This is a genomic window from Bradyrhizobium sp. USDA 3311, assembly GCF_054062495.1.
Genome location: NZ_JBSSFI010000001.1, coordinates 1,755,720 through 1,779,800 on the forward strand (window position 1 = coordinate 1,755,720; position 24,081 = coordinate 1,779,800).

General features: G+C 65.5%; 23 protein-coding genes and 1 tRNA gene. 16 read left to right on the plus strand and 8 right to left on the minus strand.

Annotated elements, in window-relative coordinates; all coding sequences use genetic code 11:
- The first annotated feature begins 239 nt into the window (after positions 1-239).
- Positions 240-1,364 carry an ROK family protein gene (locus tag ACVWW6_RS08330; protein WP_011083251.1) on the plus strand — a complete coding sequence of 375 codons (1,125 nt, stop codon included), beginning with the start codon at positions 240-242 and terminating at the stop codon, positions 1,362-1,364.
- Between the two features lie 173 nt (positions 1,365-1,537).
- Here the strand turns inward: ACVWW6_RS08330 and ACVWW6_RS08335 are convergent, their stop codons facing one another.
- Positions 1,538-2,401, minus strand: coding sequence for an alpha/beta fold hydrolase (locus ACVWW6_RS08335; RefSeq protein ID WP_456680498.1), 864 nt, complete (start codon positions 2,399-2,401; stop codon positions 1,538-1,540).
- A 135-nt stretch (positions 2,402-2,536) separates the two neighbouring features.
- Here ACVWW6_RS08335 and ACVWW6_RS08340 point away from each other — a divergent pair.
- The 8 genes from ACVWW6_RS08340 (at position 2,537) to ACVWW6_RS08375 (ending at position 9,851) form a co-directional block, all read left to right on the plus strand.
- A tRNA-Ser gene (locus ACVWW6_RS08340) sits at positions 2,537-2,626 on the plus strand.
- Positions 2,627-2,788: 162 nt separating this feature from the next.
- On the plus strand, positions 2,789-3,742 hold the full coding sequence (locus ACVWW6_RS08345; RefSeq protein ID WP_456680499.1) for a LysR family transcriptional regulator: 954 nt from the start codon (positions 2,789-2,791) through the stop codon (positions 3,740-3,742).
- Positions 3,743-3,894: 152 nt separating this feature from the next.
- Positions 3,895-5,328, plus strand: coding sequence for a 3-isopropylmalate dehydratase large subunit (gene leuC / locus ACVWW6_RS08350; protein ID WP_456683134.1), 1,434 nt, complete (start codon positions 3,895-3,897; stop codon positions 5,326-5,328).
- On the plus strand, positions 5,329-5,964 hold the full coding sequence (leuD, locus tag ACVWW6_RS08355; protein ID WP_456680500.1) for a 3-isopropylmalate dehydratase small subunit: 636 nt from the start codon (positions 5,329-5,331) through the stop codon (positions 5,962-5,964).
- A complete protein-coding gene (gene leuB, locus ACVWW6_RS08360; RefSeq protein ID WP_456680501.1) occupies positions 5,961-7,100 on the plus strand; it encodes a 3-isopropylmalate dehydrogenase in 1,140 nt (379 codons plus the stop codon). The genes leuD and leuB overlap by 4 nt, the downstream gene beginning before the upstream one ends.
- Entirely contained in the window at positions 7,100-8,149 is a 1,050-nt protein-coding gene (locus tag ACVWW6_RS08365; RefSeq protein ID WP_456680502.1) for an ABC transporter substrate-binding protein, read from the plus strand. The genes leuB and ACVWW6_RS08365 overlap by 1 nt, the downstream gene beginning before the upstream one ends.
- 44 nt (positions 8,150-8,193) lie before the next feature.
- A complete protein-coding gene (locus ACVWW6_RS08370) occupies positions 8,194-8,979 on the plus strand; it encodes an ABC transporter ATP-binding protein (RefSeq protein WP_456683135.1) in 786 nt (261 codons plus the stop codon).
- A complete protein-coding gene (locus ACVWW6_RS08375; protein WP_060909755.1) occupies positions 8,976-9,851 on the plus strand; it encodes an ABC transporter permease in 876 nt (291 codons plus the stop codon). Before ACVWW6_RS08370 ends, ACVWW6_RS08375 begins: the two co-directional genes overlap by 4 nt.
- A gap of 21 nt (positions 9,852-9,872) precedes the next feature.
- Here ACVWW6_RS08375 and ACVWW6_RS08380 read toward each other — a convergent pair whose 3' ends face one another.
- On the minus strand, positions 9,873-10,766 hold the full coding sequence (locus tag ACVWW6_RS08380) for a LysR family transcriptional regulator (RefSeq protein ID WP_456680503.1): 894 nt from the start codon (positions 10,764-10,766) through the stop codon (positions 9,873-9,875).
- Positions 10,767-10,883: 117 nt separating this feature from the next.
- Here ACVWW6_RS08380 and ACVWW6_RS08385 point away from each other — a divergent pair, with 117 nt between their 5' ends.
- Positions 10,884-12,524: an FAD-dependent oxidoreductase gene (locus ACVWW6_RS08385; protein WP_456680504.1), complete on the plus strand. Its 1,641-nt coding sequence runs from the start codon at positions 10,884-10,886 to the stop codon at positions 12,522-12,524.
- Positions 12,525-12,603: 79 nt separating this feature from the next.
- Positions 12,604-13,584: a Bug family tripartite tricarboxylate transporter substrate binding protein gene (locus ACVWW6_RS08390; protein ID WP_028174841.1), complete on the plus strand. Its 981-nt coding sequence runs from the start codon at positions 12,604-12,606 to the stop codon at positions 13,582-13,584.
- A 78-nt stretch (positions 13,585-13,662) separates the two neighbouring features.
- On the opposite strand, the gene ACVWW6_RS08395 is transcribed toward ACVWW6_RS08390, so the two are convergent.
- Together ACVWW6_RS08395 and ACVWW6_RS08400 are read right to left on the minus strand one after the other, a co-directional pair.
- Positions 13,663-14,289, minus strand: a complete 627-nt coding sequence (locus ACVWW6_RS08395) for a Bug family tripartite tricarboxylate transporter substrate binding protein (RefSeq protein WP_456680505.1) — start codon at positions 14,287-14,289, stop codon at positions 13,663-13,665.
- Entirely contained in the window at positions 14,216-14,767 is a 552-nt protein-coding gene (locus ACVWW6_RS08400; protein WP_456680506.1) for a Bug family tripartite tricarboxylate transporter substrate binding protein, read from the minus strand. Before ACVWW6_RS08400 ends, ACVWW6_RS08395 begins: the two co-directional genes overlap by 74 nt.
- Before the next feature lie 397 nt (positions 14,768-15,164).
- Between ACVWW6_RS08400 and ACVWW6_RS08405 the strand changes: the two genes are divergently transcribed.
- Entirely contained in the window at positions 15,165-16,436 is a 1,272-nt protein-coding gene (locus tag ACVWW6_RS08405; protein ID WP_456680507.1) for a DUF2157 domain-containing protein, read from the plus strand.
- A complete protein-coding gene (locus ACVWW6_RS08410) occupies positions 16,433-17,038 on the plus strand; it encodes a GDYXXLXY domain-containing protein (RefSeq protein WP_028174838.1) in 606 nt (201 codons plus the stop codon). The genes ACVWW6_RS08405 and ACVWW6_RS08410 overlap by 4 nt, the downstream gene beginning before the upstream one ends.
- 105 nt (positions 17,039-17,143) lie before the next feature.
- On the opposite strand, the gene ACVWW6_RS08415 is transcribed toward ACVWW6_RS08410, so the two are convergent.
- Positions 17,144-18,502, minus strand: coding sequence for an aminotransferase-like domain-containing protein (locus ACVWW6_RS08415; RefSeq protein WP_456680508.1), 1,359 nt, complete (start codon positions 18,500-18,502; stop codon positions 17,144-17,146).
- Positions 18,503-18,664: 162 nt separating this feature from the next.
- On the opposite strand from ACVWW6_RS08415, the gene ACVWW6_RS08420 reads away from it, so the two are divergent.
- A complete protein-coding gene (locus ACVWW6_RS08420) occupies positions 18,665-19,525 on the plus strand; it encodes a DMT family transporter (RefSeq protein ID WP_456680509.1) in 861 nt (286 codons plus the stop codon).
- A gap of 158 nt (positions 19,526-19,683) precedes the next feature.
- On the opposite strand, the gene ACVWW6_RS08425 is transcribed toward ACVWW6_RS08420, so the two are convergent.
- Positions 19,684-20,892, minus strand: coding sequence for an EAL domain-containing response regulator (locus tag ACVWW6_RS08425; protein ID WP_028174835.1), 1,209 nt, complete (start codon positions 20,890-20,892; stop codon positions 19,684-19,686).
- 52 nt (positions 20,893-20,944) lie between these two features.
- On the opposite strand from ACVWW6_RS08425, the gene ACVWW6_RS08430 reads away from it, so the two are divergent.
- Entirely contained in the window at positions 20,945-21,163 is a 219-nt protein-coding gene (locus tag ACVWW6_RS08430; RefSeq protein WP_131234228.1) for a hypothetical protein, read from the plus strand.
- A 12-nt stretch (positions 21,164-21,175) separates the two neighbouring features.
- Here the strand turns inward: ACVWW6_RS08430 and ACVWW6_RS08435 are convergent, their stop codons facing one another.
- Positions 21,176-21,601: a hypothetical protein gene (locus ACVWW6_RS08435; protein ID WP_456680510.1), complete on the minus strand. Its 426-nt coding sequence runs from the start codon at positions 21,599-21,601 to the stop codon at positions 21,176-21,178.
- Between the two features lie 334 nt (positions 21,602-21,935).
- A complete protein-coding gene (locus ACVWW6_RS08440) occupies positions 21,936-23,099 on the minus strand; it encodes a hypothetical protein (protein ID WP_456680511.1) in 1,164 nt (387 codons plus the stop codon).
- Positions 23,100-23,440: 341 nt separating this feature from the next.
- On the opposite strand from ACVWW6_RS08440, the gene ACVWW6_RS08445 reads away from it, so the two are divergent.
- A complete protein-coding gene (locus ACVWW6_RS08445) occupies positions 23,441-24,064 on the plus strand; it encodes a LuxR C-terminal-related transcriptional regulator (RefSeq protein WP_456680512.1) in 624 nt (207 codons plus the stop codon).
- Positions 24,065-24,081: the final 17 nt, after the last annotated feature.

A 24,081-nucleotide genomic window follows, 5' to 3' on the forward strand; every position in this document is an offset into this window, starting at 1 on the left:
TTTGTGCGGGCGGGAGTTATCCCTTTGAAAACCCACGCAAAAACAAGCGGCGCGAGAAACGCCCCGCGCCGGGTGTGGGACTTATAGCCGCCGGACGCCGCAAGTCAAGGAAAACCGCTGAAAAAGGCCCGGATTTGAAGGATTTGGCCGCCCGCCCATCCGCCGATTCTCCCCCGGCGTTGCAACCAACGGGTTCCCGCGCCGTTGTCCCCCAGATTTCGCAAGCGGGCAAGGGTCCCATGGCAACGGACGAACTGGTCGCAACGACGGGCATTGCGCAGCACGGCGCGAGCCGCCTGCCGTCGGTGGACGTCGACAGTTTCAACATCGAGATCAAGGACGAGGACGGTTTTCTCGGCGACCGCGCCAGCAAGGGCGCGTTCCGCGAGATCCTCGACCGCTGGCGCAAGCCGCTGCGCAAGACCGGCGAGGACCCGTTCGGCAAGGAGCCCTCGGACCAGATCAGCAAGAAGACGCTGGATGCGATCCTGATCGGCGACGACACCGAGGCCTCGGCGCTGGTCCACAGCGCGATCGAGGATTTCGCCCAGCAGCTCGCCTATGTCACGCGCCGCTTCCTCAAGACCAAGGCCTGGGCCAAGACCGAGCGCATCATGGTCGGCGGCGGATTTCGTGATTCCAGGCTCGGCGAGCTTGCGATCGCGCGCACCGAGATCATCCTGAAATCCGAGGACTTCAAGATCGACATGCAGCCGATCCGCCATCATCCTGATGAAGCCGGCCTGATAGGTGCGCTGCATCTGGCGCCGTCATGGATCTTCGAGGCTCATGACAGCATCCTCGCCGTCGATATCGGCGGTACGAATATCCGCTGTGGCCTGGTGGAAACGAGCTGGAAAAAGGCAAAAGACCTGTCGAAGGCCAAGGTCGTGAAATCCGAGCTATGGCGTCATGCCGACGACGAGCCGACGCGCGAAGGCGCGGTGAAGCGGCTCACCAAGATGCTGAAGGGGCTGATCGCCGAGGCCGAGACCGAAGGCTTCAAGCTCGCGCCCTTCATCGGCATCGCCTGTCCCGGTGTGATCGACGCCGACGGCTCGATCGAGAAGGGCGCGCAGAACCTGCCGGGCAATTGGGAGAGCAGCAAGTTCAACCTGCCGGCGAGCCTGATCGAGGGCATTCCCGAGATCGGCGAGCACGACACCGCGATCCTGATGCACAATGACGGCGTGGTTCAGGGCCTCTCGGAGGTTCCGTTCATGCAGGATGTCGAGCGCTGGGGCGTGCTCACCATCGGCACGGGCCTCGGCAATGCGCGCTTCACCAACCGCCGCAAGGACAATGGGAAAGACCGTGATTCTACCGAGAATGGGAAGAAAAAGGCCAAGTCTGACAAGGAGTAACCTTGACTGGTTAGGTTAAGGGACGGATTGCGTTGCGGTGCATGGGGCACCCGCTACGGTCGAATCGTCGCCTCACCTGGCCGGCGAAGCCGCCCTTCCCGGTCAGTATTGCAATGAGCGGCACGGGACCGCCAGTGTTTACCGCGTCTGGCGGTCCCACCCCTTCCTCGGACTCAACTCCAGCCGACGCGCTGAAAGAACGCCGCGATCTCCGCGGCCGCGTGGTCGGGATTTTCCCGATGCGGGAAGTGGCCGGCGCCGGGAAACATCGCGAGATCGAGCGCGCTGAACGTCTCGCCGAGCCGGTCGGTCCACGCATAGGGAAACAGCGGATCGTGCTCGGCCCAGCGGACGCAGGTCGGCACGTCGATCGGCGGAAGCTGTGGAGCTTCGCCCTTCATCATCGCGACGCGTCCGGCATGCGAGGCGCGATAATGCGCAAAGCCGCCGGCAAGGTTGCCCACCCTAGAGAAATTGTCGACGAAGGCGTCGAGGACGTCGTCGAAGGCGTCTTTTCGATGCGCCCAGCCCTTCAGGAAGTGACTGATATAGAGCCGGCAGCTCTCGCGGCTCGCGCCGACGAGCCGCACGGCGATCTCCATCTGGTGGAAGGACTGGTACCAGATGTGGTTGAGCCGGTCGGGCGCCGCCATGCGCGGTCCGATGCCGGGATAGACGAAATCGAAGAAGAAGAGACCGGCGAGCCGCCCCGGTGCCTGCCGCGCCAGGGGCTGCATCACGGCGCCGCCGACATCGTGGCCGACCACGGCGAATCGCTCGATGCCGAGCCCCTCCATCAGCGCAAGCATGTCGGCGGCATGGCCGTCCGGCCCGTAAGGCCCGTCAGGCTTGTCGCTGTCGCCAAAGCCGCGCAGGTCGGGCGCGATCAGCATGAAGCGATCGGCCAGCCGGACCATCACCGGCTCCCAGGTCAGCCAGAATTCCGGCCAACCATGCAGCAAAAGCAGCGGTTTGCCCTTTCCAGCGCGAACCAGGTGGAAATTGGCGCCATTGGCCTTGATCGTCAGATGCTCCATCGCGGTTCCTCCCGGGCGAAGGATGGGGGTTGAAAGAGGCAGCGGATTTTCCCCTTTCGCGCCTTGTCTGGCCCGCCATCCTCGCCTATTAACGCCCCCAACCACAGGGGCCCTGCTCCTTACTTGGCGCCTTCAGGAGAGGTGGCAGAGTGGTTGAATGCACCGCACTCGAAATGCGGCATAGGTGCAAGCCTATCGGGGGTTCGAATCCCTCCCTCTCCGCCATATCAATCGGCCACAAAGCCTCGCCTCAAGCACTGAATCCTCAAGATCGCAGCAGCTTCTGGTGTCGCCTCCAGGGGACCGCAATCCGACACCGCACTTGCGGCGGGGCGGCAAGCTTCTCCACAATGTCCGTCATGACAGCCCGCCCCGAGGACCCGACGGATGACGGCCAAAATCGATCTGCTGACGCTGCAGCTCTTCGTGGCGATCGTTGAGGAGCAGAGCATCGCGAAGGCGGCGGAGAAGAAGAACATCGCCGCGTCCGCGGTCAGCCGGCGCATCTCGGATATCGAGGACCGTTTCCAGGTCGAGCTGCTGCATCGCCATTCGAAGGGGATCGAGCCGACGCCGGCCGGCTTTGCCTTGCTCGAGCATGCCCGCATCGTCCTTGGAAACCTGAGCCGGCTCGAGACCGAATTGACCGGATACCGGCAGGGCAAGCGCGGGCTGATCCGGGTCTGCGCCAACAAGTCCGCGATCCTCGAAGCTCTCGCCGACGAGCTCAGCCTGTTCCTGGAGCGGCATCCGCTGGTGCATATCGACATCGAGGAGGATCTAAGCCCCGCGATCGTGCGCGCGGTGATGGAGAACCGGGCCGACATCGGCATTTTCGGCGGCAACATCGACGCACAGGATCTGGAGCTGCTGTCCTATCGCAGCGACAGCCTGGTCGCGCTGGTCACGCGCGACCATCCGCTGGCCGGTCGCAGCAGCGTTCGCTTCCGCGAGCTGGTCGATTTCGACTTCGTCAGCCTGGAGAAGGGCAGCTCGATCGAGACGCTGTGTATCAGGGCGGCGGCCGCTCTCGGGCAGCACCTGAAGGTGCGCATCCGCGTCAGCAGCTTCGATGCGCTGTTCCGCGTCATCGATGCCAGGATGGGGGTCGGGGTCGTGCCGCTCGAGATCGTTCGCGGCCGCTACGGTGTCGACAGCCTCGTCACCGTCGCGCTCGATGAGTCCTGGGCGCGACGCGAGCTGGTCATGGGCGTGCGCGACTACAAATCGTTGCCGCCGGTGACGAAGCTGCTGGTGGACCATTTGCGGACCCAGGATGATACGGGTCTCACCACGAGCAGCGTCTCCGACCGGCTGACGGTCGTCCGCAGCAGGGGCTGACATCGCCCGTGTCAACGCCTGCCATCGCCTGCCATCGCGCGGCCGCGATGGCACCCTGCCAAACCGTCACTGCACATTTGCGGGACGCGCTTCTATCCTGCTTCCCAGGATTGCCCTCGGTCGGCATGATCGGCGGCACTACGGCACATCAGATGCCGATCAGGGGAGGACGGATCGTGGACACGCGTGGTCGCACGCTGCTGGCCAAAATCTGGGACCAGCATGTCATCGCCCATGTCAGCGATGACACCGATCTGCTTCATGTGGATCGTCATCTGCTGCACGATCTCGGCGGCTCCCGCGGCCTGATCGACCTCAAGAGCCGCAACCTCCCGGTCCACAATCCCGAGCTGACTTTTGCCACGCCCGATCATGCGATTTCCACGGCGTCCGGGCGCGCCGGCACGATCACGACCGGGCAGGAGCTGCTGGCGGCGTTGCGGACCGAGACATCCGCCAGCGGCATCCGGCTGTTCGACATCGACCAGCCGGGGCAGGGCATCGTCCATGTCATCGGGCCGGAGCTCGGTCTCAGCCTGCCCGGCTGCCTGATCGTCTGCGGCGACAGCCACACCTGCACCCATGGCGGGCTCGGCGCGCTTGCCTTCGGCATCGGCTCCAGCGAGCTCACGCATGTGCTGGCGACCCAGACTATCATCCAGCGCCGGCCGAAAACCATGCGCGTGACGTTCGACGGCCGCATGCCGTTCGGTGTCACGGCGAAAGATCTCATCCTCGCTTTGATCGGCCATGTCGGCGCCGCCGGCGGCACCGGCTATGCGGTCGAATATGCCGGCAGCGCGATCAGGGACATGCCGATCGAAGGGCGGCTCACCATCTGCAATCTGTCGGTCGAACTCGGTGCCAAGATGGGGCTGATCGCGCCGGACCAGACGACGTTCGATTATGTCCGGGGACGTCCCTACGCGCCGCAAGGTGAGATGTGGGAGCGGGCCGTCACGGCGTGGCGGACGCTTCGGAGCGACAGCGACGCAATGTTCGATCGCGAGGTGTCGATCGATGTCGCAACCATCATCCCGCAGATCACCTGGGGCACCAGTCCCGAACATGTCCTCGGTGTCGATGGCCGCATCCCGGATCCCCGGGACATTGCCGATCCGGTGCGCCGCGGCGCGATCGAGATCGCGCTCGACTATATGGGCCTGACGCCGGGCGCGCCGATCGCCGGCACGCCGGTGGATTGGGTCTTCATCGGCTCCTGCACCAACAGCCGTCTCAGCGATCTGCGCGCCGCGGCCGAGGTCGCGCGCGGCCGCAAGGTCGCGCCCGGCGTGCGCGCCTGGGTCGTGCCGGGTTCGGAGACCGTCAAGCGCGATGCGGTGGTCGAAGGGCTCGACAAGATCTTCATCGACGCGGGCTTCGAATGGCGCGAGCCCGGATGCTCGATGTGCCTCGCCGCGAACGGCGAAACCGTGCCGCCCGGCCAGCGCTCGGTCTCGACGTCGAACCGGAATTTCATCGGCCGGCAAGGGCCGCGTGCCCGCACCCACCTGGCGAGCCCGGCCATGGCCGCGGCGGCGGCGGTCTCCGGCGCCATCGCCGATGTCCGAACCATGGAGCGCTAGATGGCGGATCCCTTTACCAAGTTGACCGCGATTGCCGCGCCGATCATGCGCACCAATGTCGATACGGACGTCATCATCAGCATCAATCGCATGATCGGAAATTCCGTCCGCGGCAGTCTCGGCAAATGGGCGTTCGGCTCGCTCCGCTATCTGCCTGATGGCTCGGACAATCCGGAGTTCATCCTCAATCGCGAGCCGTATCGCGCGGCGGAAATTTTGGTCACGGGTCCGAATTTCGGCTGCGGCTCATCGCGCGAGGCGGCGGTGTGGTCGCTGCAGGAGATGGGTATCCGCGCCATCATCGGATCCGGCTTCGGCGACATTTTCTTCGCCAACTGTTTCCAGAACGGCATCCTGCCGGTGGTGCTGGACAAGGCCATCATCGACAGCCTCGCCGCCGACATCGAAGCGAGCCAGGGCGCGGGACGCCTCACGGTCGATCTGCAGGAGCAGACGGTCACCTCGCCATCGGGGTTAAGGCACGTCTTCGAGATCGATCCGCGCAGACGTGCGGGCCTGCTCGAAGGCCTCGACGAAATTTCGCTGACCTTGCGGCGCGACCAAGAGATCCGCGGATTCCAGGCATCCGACCGCACTGCGCGGCCGTGGATTCACTTTGCAGGACATCAGGCATGAACACGCTCTCGAACACGATCAAGGTGGCCGTGGTCGGTGGTGAAGGCATCGGTCCGGAAGTGACCGATCAGTCCCATCGCATTCTCAAATGGTTCTCGGACCGGCGCGGCGCTCCGGTGATTCTGCGCGAAGCGCAATACGGTCTGATCCCGTATCTCGCGACAGGCAAGGTGCTGCCGGATGACACCGTCGAGGCGATGGAGGAGGCCGACGCGATCCTCTGGGGCGCGACCGGTGGCCCGGAGACGACGGAGGTCCCACCGGCCGCGCGCAAGGCGGGAAGCCTCTTGTCGCTGCGCAGCAAATACGACCTCTATGCCAATCTCCGGCCCATCGTCGCCAATCCGGCGCTGGCGGACTCCGCGCCGCTCAAGGCCGCGGTGCTGAAGGACGTCGACTTCATCATCATCCGCGAGCTCACCAGCGGCATCTATTTCGGCGAGCCGCGCGGCATCGAAACGCTGCCCGATGGCCAGCGCCGCGGCTTCAACACCCAGCAATACACCACCAGCCAGATCCGCCGGGTGGCGCGAACCGCGTTCGAGCTGGCACGGATGCGCAAGGGCCGGGTCTGCTCCGTCGACAAGGCCAATGTGCTTGAGACCAGTGTGCTGTGGCGCGAGGAGGTCACCGCGCTGCATGAAGCGGAGTTTTCCGATGTCGAGCTGACGCATCTCTATGTCGACAACGCCGCGATGCAGATCGTGCGGGCACCCTCGCAATTCGACGTCATGGTGACCTGCAATATCTTCGGAGACATTCTCTCCGATTGCGCGGCGATGGCGTCGGGCTCGCTCGGCATGCTGCCGTCGGTCTCGCTCGGGCCGCCGGACCGGCTCGGACGTCGCAAGGCGCTCTATGAGCCGGTTCACGGCAGCGCGCCTGACATTGCGGGCAAGGGCATCGCCAATCCACTTGGCTCGATCCTCAGCGTCGCAATGATGTTGCGCATTACCCTCCATCGGCCTGATGATGCCGCGCTGCTGGAGAAGGCCGTGGATACGGCCCTGGCCGCCGGCGCAAGAACGGCCGATATCGCCGAACCCGGCGCAAAAAGACTTTCGACCCAGGAGATGGGCGATGCGGTGCTGAACGCGCTCGACAAGGTGGCCGGCAAGGAGAGGGAGCACGCGTGATGAGAACTCGGGTCACAAGACGGTCGGCGCTGACGATTGTCGCCGGCGCTGGTGTCTCCATGACGGCGGGGCGGGCGTGGGCGGATACCCCGTCGGGCCGCGTGATCTACCCGGTGGCCATTCCGGTGTATCAGTCCCAATTCGTCGCCGACCGTGCCGGGTTCTTCAGGGAGGCCGGCCTCGACTGCAAGCTGATCCAGGGCGGCAGCGGCGTGAAGACCCGTGAGATCATTGCTTCGTCCCAGGGAGATATCGGCATCGGCGACATCACCCACCCGATGCAGCTCAGCAATCACGGCCGCGGCGCGCGCGTGCTGATGCCGGTCGATACCCGCAGCAACGCCGCGATCTTCATCATCCGCAAGGATCTGTTCGATCAGGGCATCACCACGCTGGAGGCGCTGGCGAAGTGGAAGCGGCCTGACGGACGCAAGCCGATCGTTGCGGTATCGTCGCTTGGTGGCACCAACCACGTCTGGGCCTCCTATTACCTGGAAACCATGGGGCTCGACGACAAGGTGACCTGGATCGGCACCGGCAATGTCGACACCATGATGGGGACGTTGAAAACGAAACAGGTCGATGTCCTCATCAACTCGCCGTCGATCCTGAAGGATTCGATCGAGCAGGGCTGGGGCGCGCTGTTGTTCGACGGAACCGACGAGGCGGTCTGGGCCAAGTATATCGGCGGCAAGGTCCCGGTGACGTCTCATTTCACCTTGCAGTCGACCATCGACAAGGACCCGCAGAAGATGCAGGCGTTCGTCACGGCGCTGTGGCGCGCGACCCAGTGGATCAAGGGGCACTCCCCCGAAGAGATCTACGATGCGATCGAGCCTTATGTCGGGAGCACGTCGCGCGATGCGAATGTTTTCGACATTGGGATCATGAAGAAGGTCACCGACTACGAATGCGTCATCGATGCGGAGAGTTTTGCACGCGGGCAGAAGGTCTGGTTCCGTGAAATGACCGGGATCAAGCCGCTCGCCATGGCCGACGTCGTCACCACCAGCTTCATCGAAGCGGCACGCAAGGCCTATCCGGCTTGAGCGTGCAGGCCTTACATGCGCCGCACGCCGACGCGCCGCCTGAGATGCGGCGCATCGACGTGCGCGGATTGTGCAAGACTTTCCAGCTGGCGGGCGCCGCCATCGAGGCGGTGCGCGACGTCTCCTTCAATGTCCGGCGCGGCGAATTCGTCGCCCTGCTGGGGCCATCCGGCTCCGGCAAGAGCACCGTCCTCAACATGATAGCGACACTGGTCAAGCCGACCAGCGGTCAGATTCTGATCGACGGAACGCCTGTTGTCCCCGGACGGGCGACGTCTGACGTCGGCTACGTGTTCCAGCGCGATACGCTGTTTCCCTGGCGGACAGTCGCCGACAACATCGGCTACGGCCTGGAGCTGGCGGGCGTCCCGGTGGCGGAGCGAAAGGAGCGTGTCCGTGCCTGCCTGGTGCAGGCCGGGCTGGAGGGCTTTGGCAACGCCTACCCTTCTGCATTGTCGGGCGGCATGCGCCAGCGCGCCGCCTTGATGCGAACGCTGGTCGTTGAGCCGCAGGTCCTGCTGATGGACGAGCCGTTCGGCGCGCTCGACACCCACACCAAGATCGACATGCACGACGTGCTGCTTCGCATCTGGGAACGCGAGCAGCAGACCGTGCTGTTCGTGACCCATGATCTCGGCGAAGCCCTGACGCTGGCAGACCGCATCATTCTGTTCTCCGCGCGGCCCGGCCGGATCAAGGAGAGTTTCGATGTGGATTTTGCCCGCCCACGCAATGCGGTGAAGATCCGGGAGACGCCGCGTTATGCCGAGCTGTTCCAGCTGATCTGGCACTCGCTCGGCGAAGAGTTCATCAAGGGCCGCAAGCCATGAGACGCGCGCGCAACGCCGGCAGGACCCTGGCCTGGCAAATGGCGATCTGCGCCTGCTTCCTGTCGATCTGGCAATGGGGTTACGATCTGCACGGCCGGCTTCCCTGGCTGGTGCCTGATCTGCTCGACCCCTACTTCGTGTCAAAACCCTCGGACATCTTCGAGCATTTCCTGATCCTGAGCTGTCTCAAGTCCAAGCTCGGCGTGTTCAACGGCTGGTTCAATGGCGAATTCGCCCGCTGCATGGCGCGATCCGAGAACAATCTCTGGATCGCGACCGCCGTCACCCTGAAGAACACCTTCTTCGGCTTCGCGACCGGCGTCAGCAGCGGCTTCGCCGCGGGCCTCGTGCTGGGCCGCTCGGACCGACTGAGCGCCATTTTCCAGCCTTTCATCACCGCGGTGAATTCGATCCCGCGCATCGCGCTGGCCCCGATCATCGTGCTGGCCTTCGGCATCGGCGATACCTCGAAGGTCGTGACGTCGTGGATCGTGGTCGTCTTCCTCGTCTTCTTCAACACGTTCGAGGGGGCGCGCTCGATCGACGAGGGCTTTGTCAACGCGGCGCGGCTGCTCGGCGCCAGCGAGTGGCAGATCACCCGCACGGTGGTCATCCCATCGACCATGGCCTGGGTCTTCGCCTCGCTGACGCCTGCGATCTCCTTCGCCCTGATCGGCGTGATCGTCGGCGAGTTCATCGGCGCGGAACGCGGAATCGGACGCCTGATCATCGAGTCCGAAGCGCGCGCGGAGGCCTCGGGCATGATGGTCGCCGTCATCGTGCTGATGCTGGTCGGCGTTGCGCTGTCCGCGCTGATCTGGCGATTGCAGGCCTATCTGCTGCGCTGGCAGCAGCACAATCTGGCGGAGTAGCCCGAGCAGGGGTTACATTGATTACGGACCCGCCAGCACCGTCCGCGCCATCGCCACGAACGCCTGCGCGGCCGGCGACAGCGTCCGGCCCTGACGCTGCAGCAGCGACACCGGCCGGGTGATGGCCGGGCGGATCAGAGGTCTTGCGATCAGCGTCGGGAACTGATCGGCCGGCAGCATCGTCGCGGGGAGAATGGCGAGGCCGAGGCCCTGCGCGGTCATGGCGAGCGCGGTGTTGATCAGCGTCACCTCATAGGTTGGATTGAGGTGCTTGCCCTGCGCGCCGAGCGCCTGATCGATCTGCATGCGGATCCGCGTCTCGCGCCGCATCGCGATCGTCGGGAGCTGTGCCAGTTCGTCCCATGTCAGCGCGCGCCGCGCGGCGAAGTCGGCTGTGCTCCGGCCAATCGCGCTCAGGCGCCCGCGGGTCAGCGTCTCGATCGTCATCTCCGCGAATTCACCTTCCACGCTGCCGATGGCGAACTCCGCGTCGGTTGCGATCAGGCGCGGAACGAGATCGTCGGCGGCGACATCCCGCATGTCGATCTCGATGTCGGGATGGGCCGCACGGAATTTCGCCAGCACCAGGGGCAGCAGCGCCGAGGCGGCGCCGGCCGATGCCAGAAACGCGACGCGGCCGGCGCGCGCCTGCGCGAGGTCGCGCATGCGTCGTGACAGGCCCAGCGCATCGCCCAGCATCCGTTCGGCGGAATGAAACGCCTCGTCGGCTGCCAAGGTCGGCTGCACCGAACGCGTGGAGCGATCGAACAGTTTGACGCCGAGCTGGGATTCGAGCTGCTGGATCAACAGGCTCGCCGCCGACTGCGTGATCCCGAGCTCGCGCGCGGCCCGCGTGATGCTGCGGGTGCGATAGACGCCGGTGAAGGCCCGCAATTGGCGCAAGGTGACATTCATAGGCAGGGCTCATGAATTGATGAGTTCTTTCTGGCTTATCTCATAAGCGAGTCTGCAATAAAATGCATGCCGCGCGGTCGGAGAATCCGCCGTACGGCAAGGGGAGCGGAGGCGAGCATGAGGACACAGGTGCTGGTCGTGGGCGCCGGGCCCGTGGGACTGACCGCGGCGATGGATCTGGCCTCGCGCGGGATCGACGTCGTCGTCGCGGAGATCCGCCATGCCGGCGATCCGCCCAGCGTCAAATGCAATCACGTCTCGGCGCGCTCGATGGAAGTCTTCCGCCGGCTCGGCGTCGCCGCAAAGCTGCGCGACGCAGGCCTGCCGGCGGACTTCCCGAACGATTGCTCCTATCGGACCACGGCGACCGGCATCGAGCTGTGCCGCATCGACATTCCCTCCCGCGCGCGCCGTTACAGCGCAACCGGCGGTCCCGACACCTGGTGGCCGACGCCCGAGCCGCCGCACCGGATCAACCAAGTCTACCTCGAGCCGATCCTGTTCAGCCATGCGGCCGCTCAAGCGCGCATCACCATTCTGGCGCGCACGGAAATCACTGACATCGAACAGGGCGACGACCATGTGGTCGCACTGGCGCGCGACCTCGACAGCGGGAGCTCGCTTCGCATCGAAGCGTCCTTCGTGATCGGCTGTGACGGCAGCCGTTCCCTGGTTCGCAAATCGATCGGCGCGAGCCTCTCCGGCACGCCGGTGATCCAGCGCGTGCAATCGACCTTCATCGAAGCCCCGCAGCTCAAGGAGCTGATGGGCGCGCACAAGCCGGCCTGGATGGTGCTCTCGCTCAACCCGCGACGCTCGGGCACGACGGTTGCGATCGACGGCCACGACCGCTGGCTGATCCACAATCATCTGAAGCTCGACGAGCCCGAGTTCGATTCGGTCGATCGCGACTGGGCGATCCGCGCCATCCTCGGCGTCGACGAGCGCTTCGAATACCGCGTCCTCAGCAAGGAGGATTGGGTCGGGCGTCGCCTCGTGGCCGATCGCTTCCGCGACCGCAGGGTCTTCATCTGTGGCGACGCCGCGCATCTGTGGATGCCCTATGCCGGCTACGGCATGAATGCGGGCATTGCCGACGCTGTCGATCTCTGCTGGCAATTGGCGGCGCATCTGAACGGGTGGGCGCCGGCTTCGATCCTCGACGCATATGAAGCGGAGCGTCAGCCCATCACCGAGCAGGTGTCGCGCTTCGCGATGGACCACGCGATGAAGATGATGGCGCAGCGCGGCGGCGTGTCCGCGGAGATCGAGGACGACACGCCGCGCGGCCAGGCGGCGCGCGCAACGCTGGCCAGGGCGGCTTACGATCTCAACGTGCAGCAATATTGCTGCGCGGGTCTCAATTTCGGCTACTACTACGATGCCTCGCCGATCATTGCCTATGACGGCGAAACGCCGCCGGCTTACGCGATGGGCAGCTTCACGCCCTCCACTGTGCCGGGCGCCCGCGCGCCGCATCTGTTCCTGCGCGACGGACGATCGCTCTACGATGCATTCGGAGCCGGCTACACATTGTTGCGGTTCGACCCGGCGATCGATGTGGCGCGGCTGCAATCCGCCGCAAGGGAGCGCGGCATCCCGCTCGCGCTGGTCGACATCGCGCCCGATGAGGCGAACGGCACCTATGCCGAGAAGCTGGTGCTGGCGCGGCCCGACCAGCACATCGCCTGGCGCGGGCAGGTCGCGCCCGCGGATCCACAAGGCTTGCTGGCGCGCATCACCGGCGCTGCAGCGTAAGGCGGCTTGAAGCGGACGGTCTGGCGGCGCAGGCGGCCCGGTCGTGGTTCACAAGCAAGAACGTACCGAGGAGGGGAACGTGTTTCACGTTGCAAGGCGCCGCATTCTGGCCGTGCTGACGGTCGCGACTTTCGCCGTGCTGCCGCTGACGGCGGGCAAAGCCGCCTATCCGGAGCAATTGATCAAGATCATCGTGACCTTCCCGCCCGGCGGCAGCGCCGACACCGTGATCCGTGCGCTCGAGCCGCTCGTCACCGCCGAGCTCAAGCAGAGCCTGGTGATCGAGAACCGCGCAGGCGCTGGAGGCAACATCGGCATGGCCGCGGTCGCGCAGGCCAAGCCCGACGGCTACACGCTCGGCGTCGCGCCGGCGGGCGCGCTGACGGTGAACCCGCATCTCAATTCGTCGATGCCGTTCGAGCTGAAAGATCTCGCGCCGATCACGCTGCTTGCGGAAATTCCCTTCGTGCTCGTCGCCTCCGCGAACATACCTGCGCACACGACGGCGGAGACGGTCGCGCTCGCCAAGGCAAAGCCGGGTGCGCTGTCGATCGGACATGGCGGCAATTCGACGGCCATGCATCTGACGGCCGCGCTGTTTACGCAGAGGACCGGGATCGCCATGGAGCTGGTCCCGTATCGCGGGACCGCGCCCGCGACGGTCGACGTCCTCGCAGGACATGTCCCCTTTGCTGTGCTGGATATTCCCGCATCGAAGCAACTGATCCTCGAAGGCAAGCTCAACGCGATCGGCGTTTCCTCAGCGCGCCGCCTTGCATCCCTGCCGGATGTGCCGACTCTGGCCGAGAGCGGCATTGCGGGTTTCGAATCCGTCGGCTGGTTCGGGCTGGTTGCGCCGGCCGGCACGTCCGCCGACATCGTCGCCAGGCTGAACGAGGCTTTCACGAAAGCCCTGAAGGACCCGTCCGTGGCCGAGAAGATCAGGACCCTCGGCGCAGAGCCCGCGCCAATGTCGCCGGAGCAGTTCGGTCGCTTCATTCAAAGCGAAAGCGCGAAATGGGGCAAGCTCATCAGCGAAGCCGGCATCAAGGCGAACTAGAACTGGCATCACGATCGGTCGGCGCCACGCCGACGGCCGCTCCCTCGAGTGTGCGATGCCGGCAACCGTGCGCCTGAGCTAATGCGCGGCGATGCCCGCGCTCTCGATCACCCGCTTGTAGCGTGCGGTCTCCTCGACGATGAACGGTCCCATCTCGGCCGACCCCTTGTCGGCAATCGACACTTGGCCGTTGGTGGCGAGGTCCGCGACGATGCCGGGGTCGGCGAGCACCGCGGCCAGCGCCTCAGAGAGCTTGCCCACGATTCTCGGGTCGGTCCCGGCCGGGACCGAGACCCAGGTCGAACCGACACTGACGGCGTCCGGGTAGCCGGCCTCGAGCACCGTCGGCGCGTCGGGCAACGCGGCCAGCCGCGCCGTGCCGGTGGTGCCGAGCACCTTGACCTTGCCGGTGTCGATCAGCGGCCTGAGCACGGTGAGGTAGTCGAAGGAGACGTCCAGGATGCCCGACATCATGTCGGTCATCTGGCTCGAGCCCGACTTGTAGGGCACATGGGTCAGCTTGATGCCGGCGGCCGCCTGGAACATCTCGCCGGCGAGGTGCTGGGCGGTGCCGGGGCCGGGGGAGCCGAAGTTGACCTTGCCCGGGTTGGTCTTCGCGTAGGCGACGAACTCAGCCAGCGTGCTGTAGGGCGCTGCCGAGGTTGCGACGAGGATCTGGTTTGCCGAGCTCACGCCGGCGGACATGGATATAGCTCTTGAGCGGGTCGTAGTTGAGCTTCGCCAGCCCCAGGTTTGGCTGGATCGTCATAGGCCCGCCGGAGGCGTAGAGCACGGTGTAGCCGTCGGGTTGGGCCCGGGCAACGAACTCTGTCCCGATGGTCCCGCCAGCGCCGGGTCGGTTCTCCACCACCACCGGCTGCCCAAGCCGCGTCCGCAGCAGCTCCGCGATCTTGCGCGAGACGAGGTCGGTGACGCCGCCAGCCCCGAACGGCACCACCCAGGTGATCGCGCGGTTCGGCCAGGATTCCGCGGCCGTCTGGGCCCCCGCGGCGCCGGCCTGGAGCGCCAGCGTCGTCGCGGCGACGAGACACAGGAGCGCTCTCCTCACCGTCCCGACGGGGCGACCGCTCAGGCCGCTGCGCGCGCCGGTCTGCTCGACCGCGTCGTTGATCACCTGTCGCGAGGTCTGATGATAGCCGCGCTGCTGCGCCAAGAATTCCATGGATGCAGTCCCCCCGTTGCAGCGTGGCCGTTTACGGCCATGTTGACCGAAGGCTACAGCCTTGAGTCTCTTCAAACCATTGGCGCAGTCCGAGCATCTCTTTTGCAGAATATGAAAAGATAGATCGCCTTCAGGCTATGGGACCGTTTGTCAGCACCGTCCGCGAGGGCAGCTTCCTGGCGCATCGGCCGCGATCTGTCGCCGGCCGCACGCGCGCTCCAGCGCGGCATTCTCGCGGGTGCGCAGGCGATCCGCGAACGGAGCCTTGTCGGCTGACTGCGCAGCAATCCACAACCCGATGTGCCGCAACCGCAGCAGTGACGGGTTGAACCTGCTACCGTCGCGGCCCGACCAACAGCAGCCCGCCGGCCGGCTGGGAGCGAGGTGATTCACGACGATGTTCGACAAAACCTACCGGCAGCGCCTCGAAGCTGATCTGGCGCAATGGGAAGCGGACGGCGTGATCGCGCCAGCGGCCGCCGTCTCGATCCGCAATGCGCTGCCGCCGTTGTCGCCCGGCGTCAACATCGCGGTGGTCGTCGGCATCGTTGGCGGCCTGTTGATCGCAGCAGCTTTCCTCGCCTTCGTCGCGGCGCACTGGACGGAGATCGCGCGGCTGCTGCGGTTCGGAATCCTGCTTGCCGGCATGGTCGTCGCAGGGGGCCTTGGGGCGTGGTTCGCGGCGAAGGGGCGCACGATTCTTGCCGATCTCTGCGCGAGCATCGGCGCGGTCATCTTCGGCGCGGGTATTGCCCTGGTCGGTCAGATGTACCATCTCGGCGAGGATTTTGCCGGCGGCATGCTGCTGTGGTCGATCGGCGCGTTCGCAGCGGCGCTGCTGACCGAATCGCGCGGCGCGCTTGCGGTCGCCCTCGTGGCCGCCTGCATCTGGACCTGCATGCGGACTTACGACGCGCCGGACGCGCTGCATCTTCCGTTCGTGGCGGTGTGGCTCCTCGCCGCCGCTCTTGCGTTTGCGTGGAATTCCCGCGTCGCGGCCCACCTCGTCGCGATCGCGGTGCTGCCGTGGTGGATCGCGACGTCGCTTCGCTTCGAATTCGATGGTGCTCAGCCGTCATTCGTGCTCGCGAACGGCGCCGCCTTGCTGTTCGGCGCCGGGCTCGCGATCGCCGCAGCGCCGTCGCCGAGAGCGCTTCGTCTCGGGACCGTTCTATCGATTTACGGGGCGTTTTCGCTGGCCGTGGTCGCGTTCCTGGAGGTGACGACGGTCGACGATATCATTCGCTTTCGGACCGGCAGTGCGCCAGCCCAGCCGCTTTGGGCGATCCTGTGCGGGGCTGCGGGTGTGATCCTCGCTCTCGCGTCCGCCGGGATCACCAAGCGCGCAGGTGAAATCCTTGCAGGATGTTCAATCGGGCTCGCCCTGCTCGCAGCTCCGCTGTGGCCGGTATCCACCGCCGGAGAGCCCTGGTTCGCCTACGCTGCGCTGCTCTGCGCCATGCTCAGCCTCGTCGTCTCCGGCATGCTCGATGATGTGCGTCCGCGGATCGTGGCCGGCTGGCTCGGGATCGCCGGCGTCATCGCCGGCATCACCTGGGCGGTGAAGGGCTCGCTGCTGCGCCGCTCGGCCTTCCTTGCGGCGGCCGGCGTCGTTGCCGTCGCATTTGCAACCGCGCTCAATCGCGCACTGCCGAGGGCGGGGCGATGATGGAACTGGTCGCTTCCGTCATCAGGCTCTGGCAGCGCATCCCGAAAGCTGTGCTATTCGGTGTCGCCGTCCTGGTCCAATGCGTGCTGCTGGTCCTGATGGTCGCCGATCGCATGCAGATCCTGCGCGAAGGCCGTGAGGTGACCTTGCAGACGCAGCCAGTCGATCCCCGCGATCTCTTGCGCGGCGACTATGTCGTGCTCCGCTACGACATCTCGCAACTGCCGGCCGGCGCGCTTGCCGGCAAGCCGGCGGCCGAGCGCAATTCCGTTGTGTTCGTCAAGCTCGCGCCCAATGCCAACGGGCTTTACGAGGCCGTCTCGGTTCACGCCGAGCCTGTCGCGGTCACGGCGGCCGAAGTGCTGATCCGCGGCCGTGTCCCCTATTCCTGCGGTTCGCCCGGCCGCACCTTCTGCGACAAGCTCACAATCAAATACGGTCTCGAAAGTTATTTCGTGCCCGAAGGCGAGGGCAAGAAGCTCGAGCAGGCCCGCAACCAGCAGAAGCTGCGGGTCGTCGCCGCCGTGCTGCCCTCAGGCCGCGCCGCGATCAAGCGCCTGCTGCTCGACGGCGAGCCGGTGTACGAGGAGCCGTTGTACTAAGACCCGATGAGATGAGACTCGTCTGCTGCCCCGACGGAGGGAACGGAGAGAGCACCGCTGTTGGCCGAACTCGACTCGACCTCAAACCAGCGTCCTAGGCGCCGATCATTTGGCCTTCAACGCTCGTCGCATCACGTCCCACATCCGCGGATCGCTCATCTGCGCCACGTTGAACCGCATGAAGCGCGATGCCGTCTGCGACACGCTGAAGACGTTGCCCGGTGCGAGCACGACATCCTCTTCGAGCGCGGCGCGCGCAACGGCGATGGCATCCTGTCCATCCGGGAGACGGCACCAGAGGAAGAAGCCGCCGCGCGGCATCAGCCAGGGCTCGATGCCGAGCGCCTGGAGCTTGCGTGCCACCTCGCGCCGGGCGCGCGTGAGCCTTTGCCTGAGCTCGTCCATGTGCTTGCGATAGCTGCCGCCGGCCAACACCCTGGCGATGATGTCGGTCGCGACCGGGCTCGGGCCGCCAAAACTGGTTGCGACCTGGAGATCGACGAGATGCTCGATCCAGTCGGCGCGCCCTGCGATGTAGCCGCAGCGCACCGAGGCCGACAGCGTCTTGGAGAAGCTGCCGATGCGGATCACGCGATTGAGGCCGTCGAGTGCGGCCAGGCGCGGCGAGCGCTCCGGCTCGAAGTCGCCAAAAATGTCGTCCTCGACGATGGTGAGGTCGTGCGCCGCGGACGCGGTCAACAGCCGGTGCGCGGTCTGGAGCGAGAGCGTCGCGCCGGTCGGATTGTGCAGCGCTGAATTGGTGATGTAGAGCCGTGGCCGCTCGCCGGCGAGAATCTGCTCGAAGCGCGCGACATCCGGACCCGACGGCGTGTAGGGCACGCTGACGATCCTGGCCTGATGCGCTCGCAGCAGCGCGCGAAAATTGAAGTAGCACGGATCGTCCACCAACACAGTGTCGCCGGGACGCAGCAGGAAGCGGCAGATCAAGTCGGTTGCCTGCGTGCCTGAACCCGTCAGCATCAACTGGCCGGCCGAAGCCTCGATTGCGTCTTCCGCGAGCCGCGTCAGCAGCAGCCGGCGCAGGGCGAGGGAGCCGGATGTCGAACCGTAATTGGTCAATACGCTCGCATCAGTGCGGGCGAGCGCGCGAGCGGCGCGGCGCAGGGCCTCTTCCGGCATCCACTCCGGCGGCAGCCAGCCGCAGCCGGGTTTGAGCACGCTTTCGTCGGCATCGAGCGATTGCCGCGAAACCCAGAACGGATCGACCTCCCGGTCGCGGCGCGGCTCGACCTCGGTCAACGCAAGGGGCGGCGTGACGGTCGGCGAGACGTAGAAACCGGAGCCACGACGGGGGCGGATCAGGCCTTCGGCGGCAAGGCGATCATAGGCCTCGACGACGGTGGAGGGCGAAACGCCCATCGTCGCGGCAAGGCTGCGGATCGACGGCAGGCGGTCGCCGGCACCGAGCGCGCGGCCCGCGACCTTGGCGCGGATCGCGCTCATCACATCAACGGTCCGGGTGCCGCCCCGGCCTTTCGTCAGCGCCCTGCTGTCCAAGGTGTACTGCCTTCCATACCCATACAGTTTGGCCGGATTGTACTGGATTGTGGCTGTTCTTGCCACCGGTGAAGGCCAAGTATCGCCGCCCAAGAAGACGAGGCGGACATGCAATCGGCGGGCAGCGGCTGGGGCAACGGGCTTCTCGGCGTCATCATCTTCAGCGGCTCGCTGCCGGCGACGCGCGTGGCGGTCGGCGGCTTCTCCGCGCTGTTCCTGACGTCGGCGCGCGCGGTCATCGCCGCGCTGATAGGCGCGGCCGTGCTCGGCCTGCTCCGTCAGGCGCCGCCGCAGCGAAAGGATCTCGCCTCGCTCGCCATCGTCTCGATCGGCGTGGTGGTCGGCTTCCCCCTGCTGACGGCGCTTGCGCTCCAGCACATCACCTCCGCGCATTCGATCGTGTTCATCGGCCTCTTGCCGCTCTCGACCGCGATCTTCGCCGTGCTGCGCGGCGGCGAGCGGCCAAGACCGCTGTTCTGGCTGTTCGCGATCCTCGGCAGCGCCACGGTGGGCGGCTTTGCTCTCTCCAACGACGGCTCGGCGTCACTCGCCGGCGATCTGCTGATGGTCGCCGCGATCGTGCTGTGCGGGCTCGGCTATGCCGAAGGCGCCGCTTTGTCGCGCCGCCTCGGCGGCTGGCAGGTGATCTCCTGGGCGCTGCTGCTTGCGGTGCCGCTGATGGTGCCGGTCGCGATCCTGACCTGGCCGTCGACATGGAGCGGCGTCGGTGCGCCGGCCTGGATCGGGCTCGCCTACGTCTCGATCTTCAGCATGTTCGTCGGCTTCATCTTCTGGTACCGCGGCCTTGCGATCGGCGGCATCGCGCGCGTCGGTCAGTTGCAGCAGCTCCAGCCGTTCTTCGGTCTCGCGCTTGCCGGCTTCCTGCTGCATGAGCCGGTCGCATGGAGCATGATCGCCGCGACCGCGCTCGTCGTCGTCTGCGTCTTCTTCGCGCGGCGGTTTGCCTGACGCCAGCCCATTGCCGCAGCCGACGGATGTTCGCGCGGCAACAGCGTAGTTCTCCGAATTGCCTTGCATCACGGCGAACGCGCGCGGGATCACGACGCCCGCGCGTGGCACGCCGGAAGCGCTTCGAAGCAATTGACAATGCACGGGCGCGAACGCGCTCACTCCATCACCGTCTTCGTCAGCGTCGAACGGGCAAACTTCTTCAGCGGCATCGGCTTGCCGAACAGAAAGCCTTGCACGAAGTCGAAGCCGAGCTCGTTCGCGGCGACGAGGTCGGCGCGGCTCTCGACGCCTTCGGCGATCGCGCACGCACCGTAGCCCTGCGCAAGCTCGACGATGTGGCGGCACACCGTGCGCTTGAGGCGGTCATTGCCGCTGCCGGTGACGAAGTGCCGGTCGGCCTTCAGCTTGATGAAGGGGAGCCTGTCCCGGTCCATCAGCGACGGCCAGTTGGCGCCGAGATTGTCGATCGACAGGCCGATATTGTGCAGGCGCACTTCGCGCGCCACCTCGGCGAGGTGATCGAGGTCGCGGATCGCCTCCTCGCTGTCGATCTCGATCGTCAGTCCGCCGAAGGCCGGATGCGTCGGCACGCGCCGGCAGAGATCGCGCACGGCCTGCGGCTCCTTCAGATACGAGGCCGGCAGGTTGATCGAGAGATCGACCGGGCTCTGGTGCTCCAGCAGATAGTGCCAGTCCTGCACGGCGCGCCCGATCACGAATTCGGACAGGTCGCGCAGATGCGGATCGTGCGCCTCGGGGATGAAATAGGCGGGCGGCACCACGCCCCAGGTCGGGTGGCGGATCCGCACCAGTGCCTCGGCGCCGTTGCGGATCAGCGTCCTCGCGTCGATCTTGGGCTGATACCAGAGCTCGAGCCAGCCGGCATGCAGGGCCTCGCCGACATGCACGGCCGGGCTCGGCGCCGGCTCCTCCGGCAGCAGCATCGCGACGCGCTCGCGCAGCGTCTCGGCGGCAAAGGGCGTGGTCAGCGGCGGCAGCATCGCAAGGCCATATTCCTCGCCGACCTGCTGCACGGCCCTGACGATGATCGACTCGCGGGCGCCGACGGCGAGAACCTTGCCGTCGAATGCCTCGCGAACCAGCGTCTGCAGAAATGTCCCGGGCTCGATGCCGTCGGCGGCGATTCCGAGCAGGATCAGATCCGGCAGCTCGCGCGTCAGTACGGTTTGCAGCTCCTCCGCGCTGGCGCATTCGGTCGTGACGAAGCCGAGATCCTCCAGCACCTCGGCGAGGAAAGCACGCAGATGGCGCTTGCCGTCGGCGACGCAAGCGCGCGGCGTTACCTTTCGCCGTCCGAAGGTTCTGGGCCTTCCGCCGGCGAGTTCTACAATTTGATCGTTCATCGCAAACCACTCCCGTTCCGCGACGGTGTTAGCGATGGGAGCAGTTTCAAATATGGAGGGCTTCAGTCGATCGTCGGATTATCTGGGTAACGTTAAAGCCCTCATCATTCCTAAAATTGTTCGGATCTTCTTCGAAGAATCTTTACGTCTGACCGTGCGTGACGGGCGCATGACACGGTCATCGCGAGAGATTTTTGAAAGATGCGGCCGCGGCGAGATCAAGACCGGTGTCCTGCAATTGGACGAAGCCGTTCGCGTGTCGCCCAATTGAATAACGCTCGCCTCAATTGGCTGTGGCTTTGTCGTGCTGGGCCATGCCGACCGCCTTGTAGTCATAGGTCGGATAGAACTCGGTGCGGTACGAGCCCCACGCGGTATCCTCGATGACGCGATTGACCTCGCGCAGCCGCGAAGCCGGCAGGCGCAGCGTGATCACCTGGCCGATGCCCATCATCACGTACCAGCTCACGACCTCGATTCCGGGCGGCGGAAACGCTTTGTGGAATCCCTGCCTATCGAGCTGCGCATTCAGCTCGTTGAGCGGGCGGGACTGGTCGTGCTTGAAGAAGACGGTGAGCAGCACCGCGTTGTCGGCGGTCGGCGCGCCATTGCCTTGCGGCGGCGACGTCTGTGCCATCGTCGTCGATGTGAGCGCCAGCGCGCCCGTAAGCAGGGCCGCCATCGTCAATGTCCGTCGGTTCGATCTCATCGCGGATTCCTTCCCAATGCTCATGCCGTGCATCGGAGGATAAGAGCGGCAGCTACGGCCGAAGAACTCATTTTCGCGCGATGCGCGCATGTTCCGCCTCTTCTCGTGACGGTTCTGCGACAATGCGTGGCCGCGACCGCGCAAGTGTGAAGCAGATCACATGCGGTTTGCTGCACCTGCGCTATTGCTTCAGGCAGCCGGTGGTGGGCTGTCGAGGATCGCAGCAATGACGACGCGGCGGATATTGTATTGGTGGTTCAGGTTCGTGCTGTCAGGGCGATTTCTCGATCGCTTCCTGTGCCTGCCGCGCGCGCATTGAGTGCGCTGCCGGAGGTCAGGTCTGCCCGATCAATTTGCGAAACGCCGCCGCGCCGTCCTGCACGGCATCGCGTCCCTTCCACGCCAGGTAGGACAGCTTGCCGCCGAGCGTATCGTGACTGCGTAGCCGGCGCGAGCCGAGAATGTGTCCGACATTGGCCGGGAAGCGGCTTACCTCGGCGGCCACCAGCGCCGCGATCGCGTCCATCAATTGCTGGAGGCGGACGCCCCATTCGCAATGTTCGATGCCGTCGATGCGGACCTTGAGCGCATATTCGGTGTCGTAGATTTCGGCGAGCAGGTCGCGGGCGACCAGCACCCGGTTGTGCCGGAGAGCGATCCTGAGCGCGAGGCGCTTGTCGTCGAGCCGGTCGAGCACCATGGCAACGACGCAGGCATAGGGCGCGGCAGCGACGTCGGCCGCGCTCTTGCTCGCGGCGGCCTTGGTGGCAAGGCGCACCAATTGCCAGGACGTCTTCAGCCGCCGCGCCACCAGCGCCAGCGCGAAGGGCAGCGCCTCGGGGTGAGCCTTCTTGAAGGCATCGAGCTGCGCGGTAATCTGGGCAACCTGGCCGTCGTCGAATTTCGCGATCTTCTCGGGCAGCTTTTCGTCGAACTTCGGCAGCGCGGCGCCGGCGCGCAGCACCTGCTGCATCTTCTTCACGTCGTCGAAGGCGTTGCGCGAAGCCGTGTATTGCGCGAGCTTGCCGCGGGCGAACTCGGCGCTCTCCGCTGATGCGAGGGTGTTCTCGAGGACCTTGACGACCTTGGTTTGGAAGATCGACGCGACCTTCAGCACTTCCTTCGGGTTGTTGGCGGCGACCTGGTCGTTGATCGCCTTGATGTAGTCGCGCGCCATGGTCGGCAGCAGATCGCGGCAGATCCACTCCCAGATCGGGGTGAGGGTGTTGCGCGAAATTCGCCCCATATTGGCATGCTCGGGTGCGCCGTCGATCAGCAGCAGCTCGAGCGGGGCGAAGAAATAACGCGAGGGGCTGGTGGCGCGCGCCTGGGTCGAACCGTCCTTGCGAAACTCGGCGCGCAGGCGGGCCTGGACGTCGGCCGAGCCCGGCATGTCGATGCCGCACAGCTCGAGCCGTTCGAGCTCGCTGAGCAGACAGCTGCGCGACAGCGGCGTCAGCCTCTGCAAGAATTCGGTCAGCCGATCGATCTCGTTCATGGCACGCAATCTTCCGCAACGATTCCAGCAAGCCTACGGGCTCAATGCATGGAGGCATTTGCGCGCTCTCAATCGGGCTCTAGAGAAGCAAGTCGCCGTTAATTTATCCGTAAAATCCGGGGGCGGCGGAGGACCGTCCGGGCGACGGCGGTTAAGGAGGCTTCGGCCCGTCTGCCCAGGAAGTGGGCGAAATTCTCAACCCTTGCATGGTCAAGGCAAGCTTCGCGCAAGCATAAATTGTGCCGACGCCGGTATTTTAGCGCAAAACTGCCAAAATTACCGTAGTCTTACGGAGCAAAAAGTTAACCACAGATCGGCCCGGGTTCCGCTAAACAGGTCACATGGGGTCACAGAACGATACGGCTACCGATTCGCGGCCGTCGGAATGGTACGAAAGCAGCACTGCTCCGGCTGAAGAGCTCGATTTCGTCCGCCTGAACGCCGCTCGCGCCAAGGCCGCAGACGAAATGGCCGCTGCCATCGCCCGCGAGCTCAACGGCCCCCTGACTGCGCTCCTGCTCTACATGGGCGAGATCAAGCATCACAGCGATCAGCTCGCGCCGGCTACGGGCGACCGTGCCTATTTGCAGCGGGTGGTGGAGAATGCGCTGACGCAGACCGAGCGCGTTTGCGGCCTGGTCAAGCAGCTTGCCGGCCCCCACAAGGTTGACTCGCCGATCCCGCCCCGGATCGAGGACGCCGAAGCGAAGATCGCCCGTGCGCCGCAGCCGCAGCGCGTGCCGAGTCCCGAACTCCTGGGCCTGTCGGGCCAGAAGCGGCTGACCAAGCGCGAGCGCGAGGTGCTCCGGCTGATCAGTGAGGGCTATTCGAACAAGCAGGGTGCGCTTCGGATGCAGATCAGTCCGCGCACGTTTGAGAGCCATCGCGCCGAGGCGATGCGCAAGCTCGGTGCGCGCAATACCGCGGACCTCGTCCGCGCGGCGCTGCTGCATTCAATCGATTGAGGTTCTTGTCTTGCGCC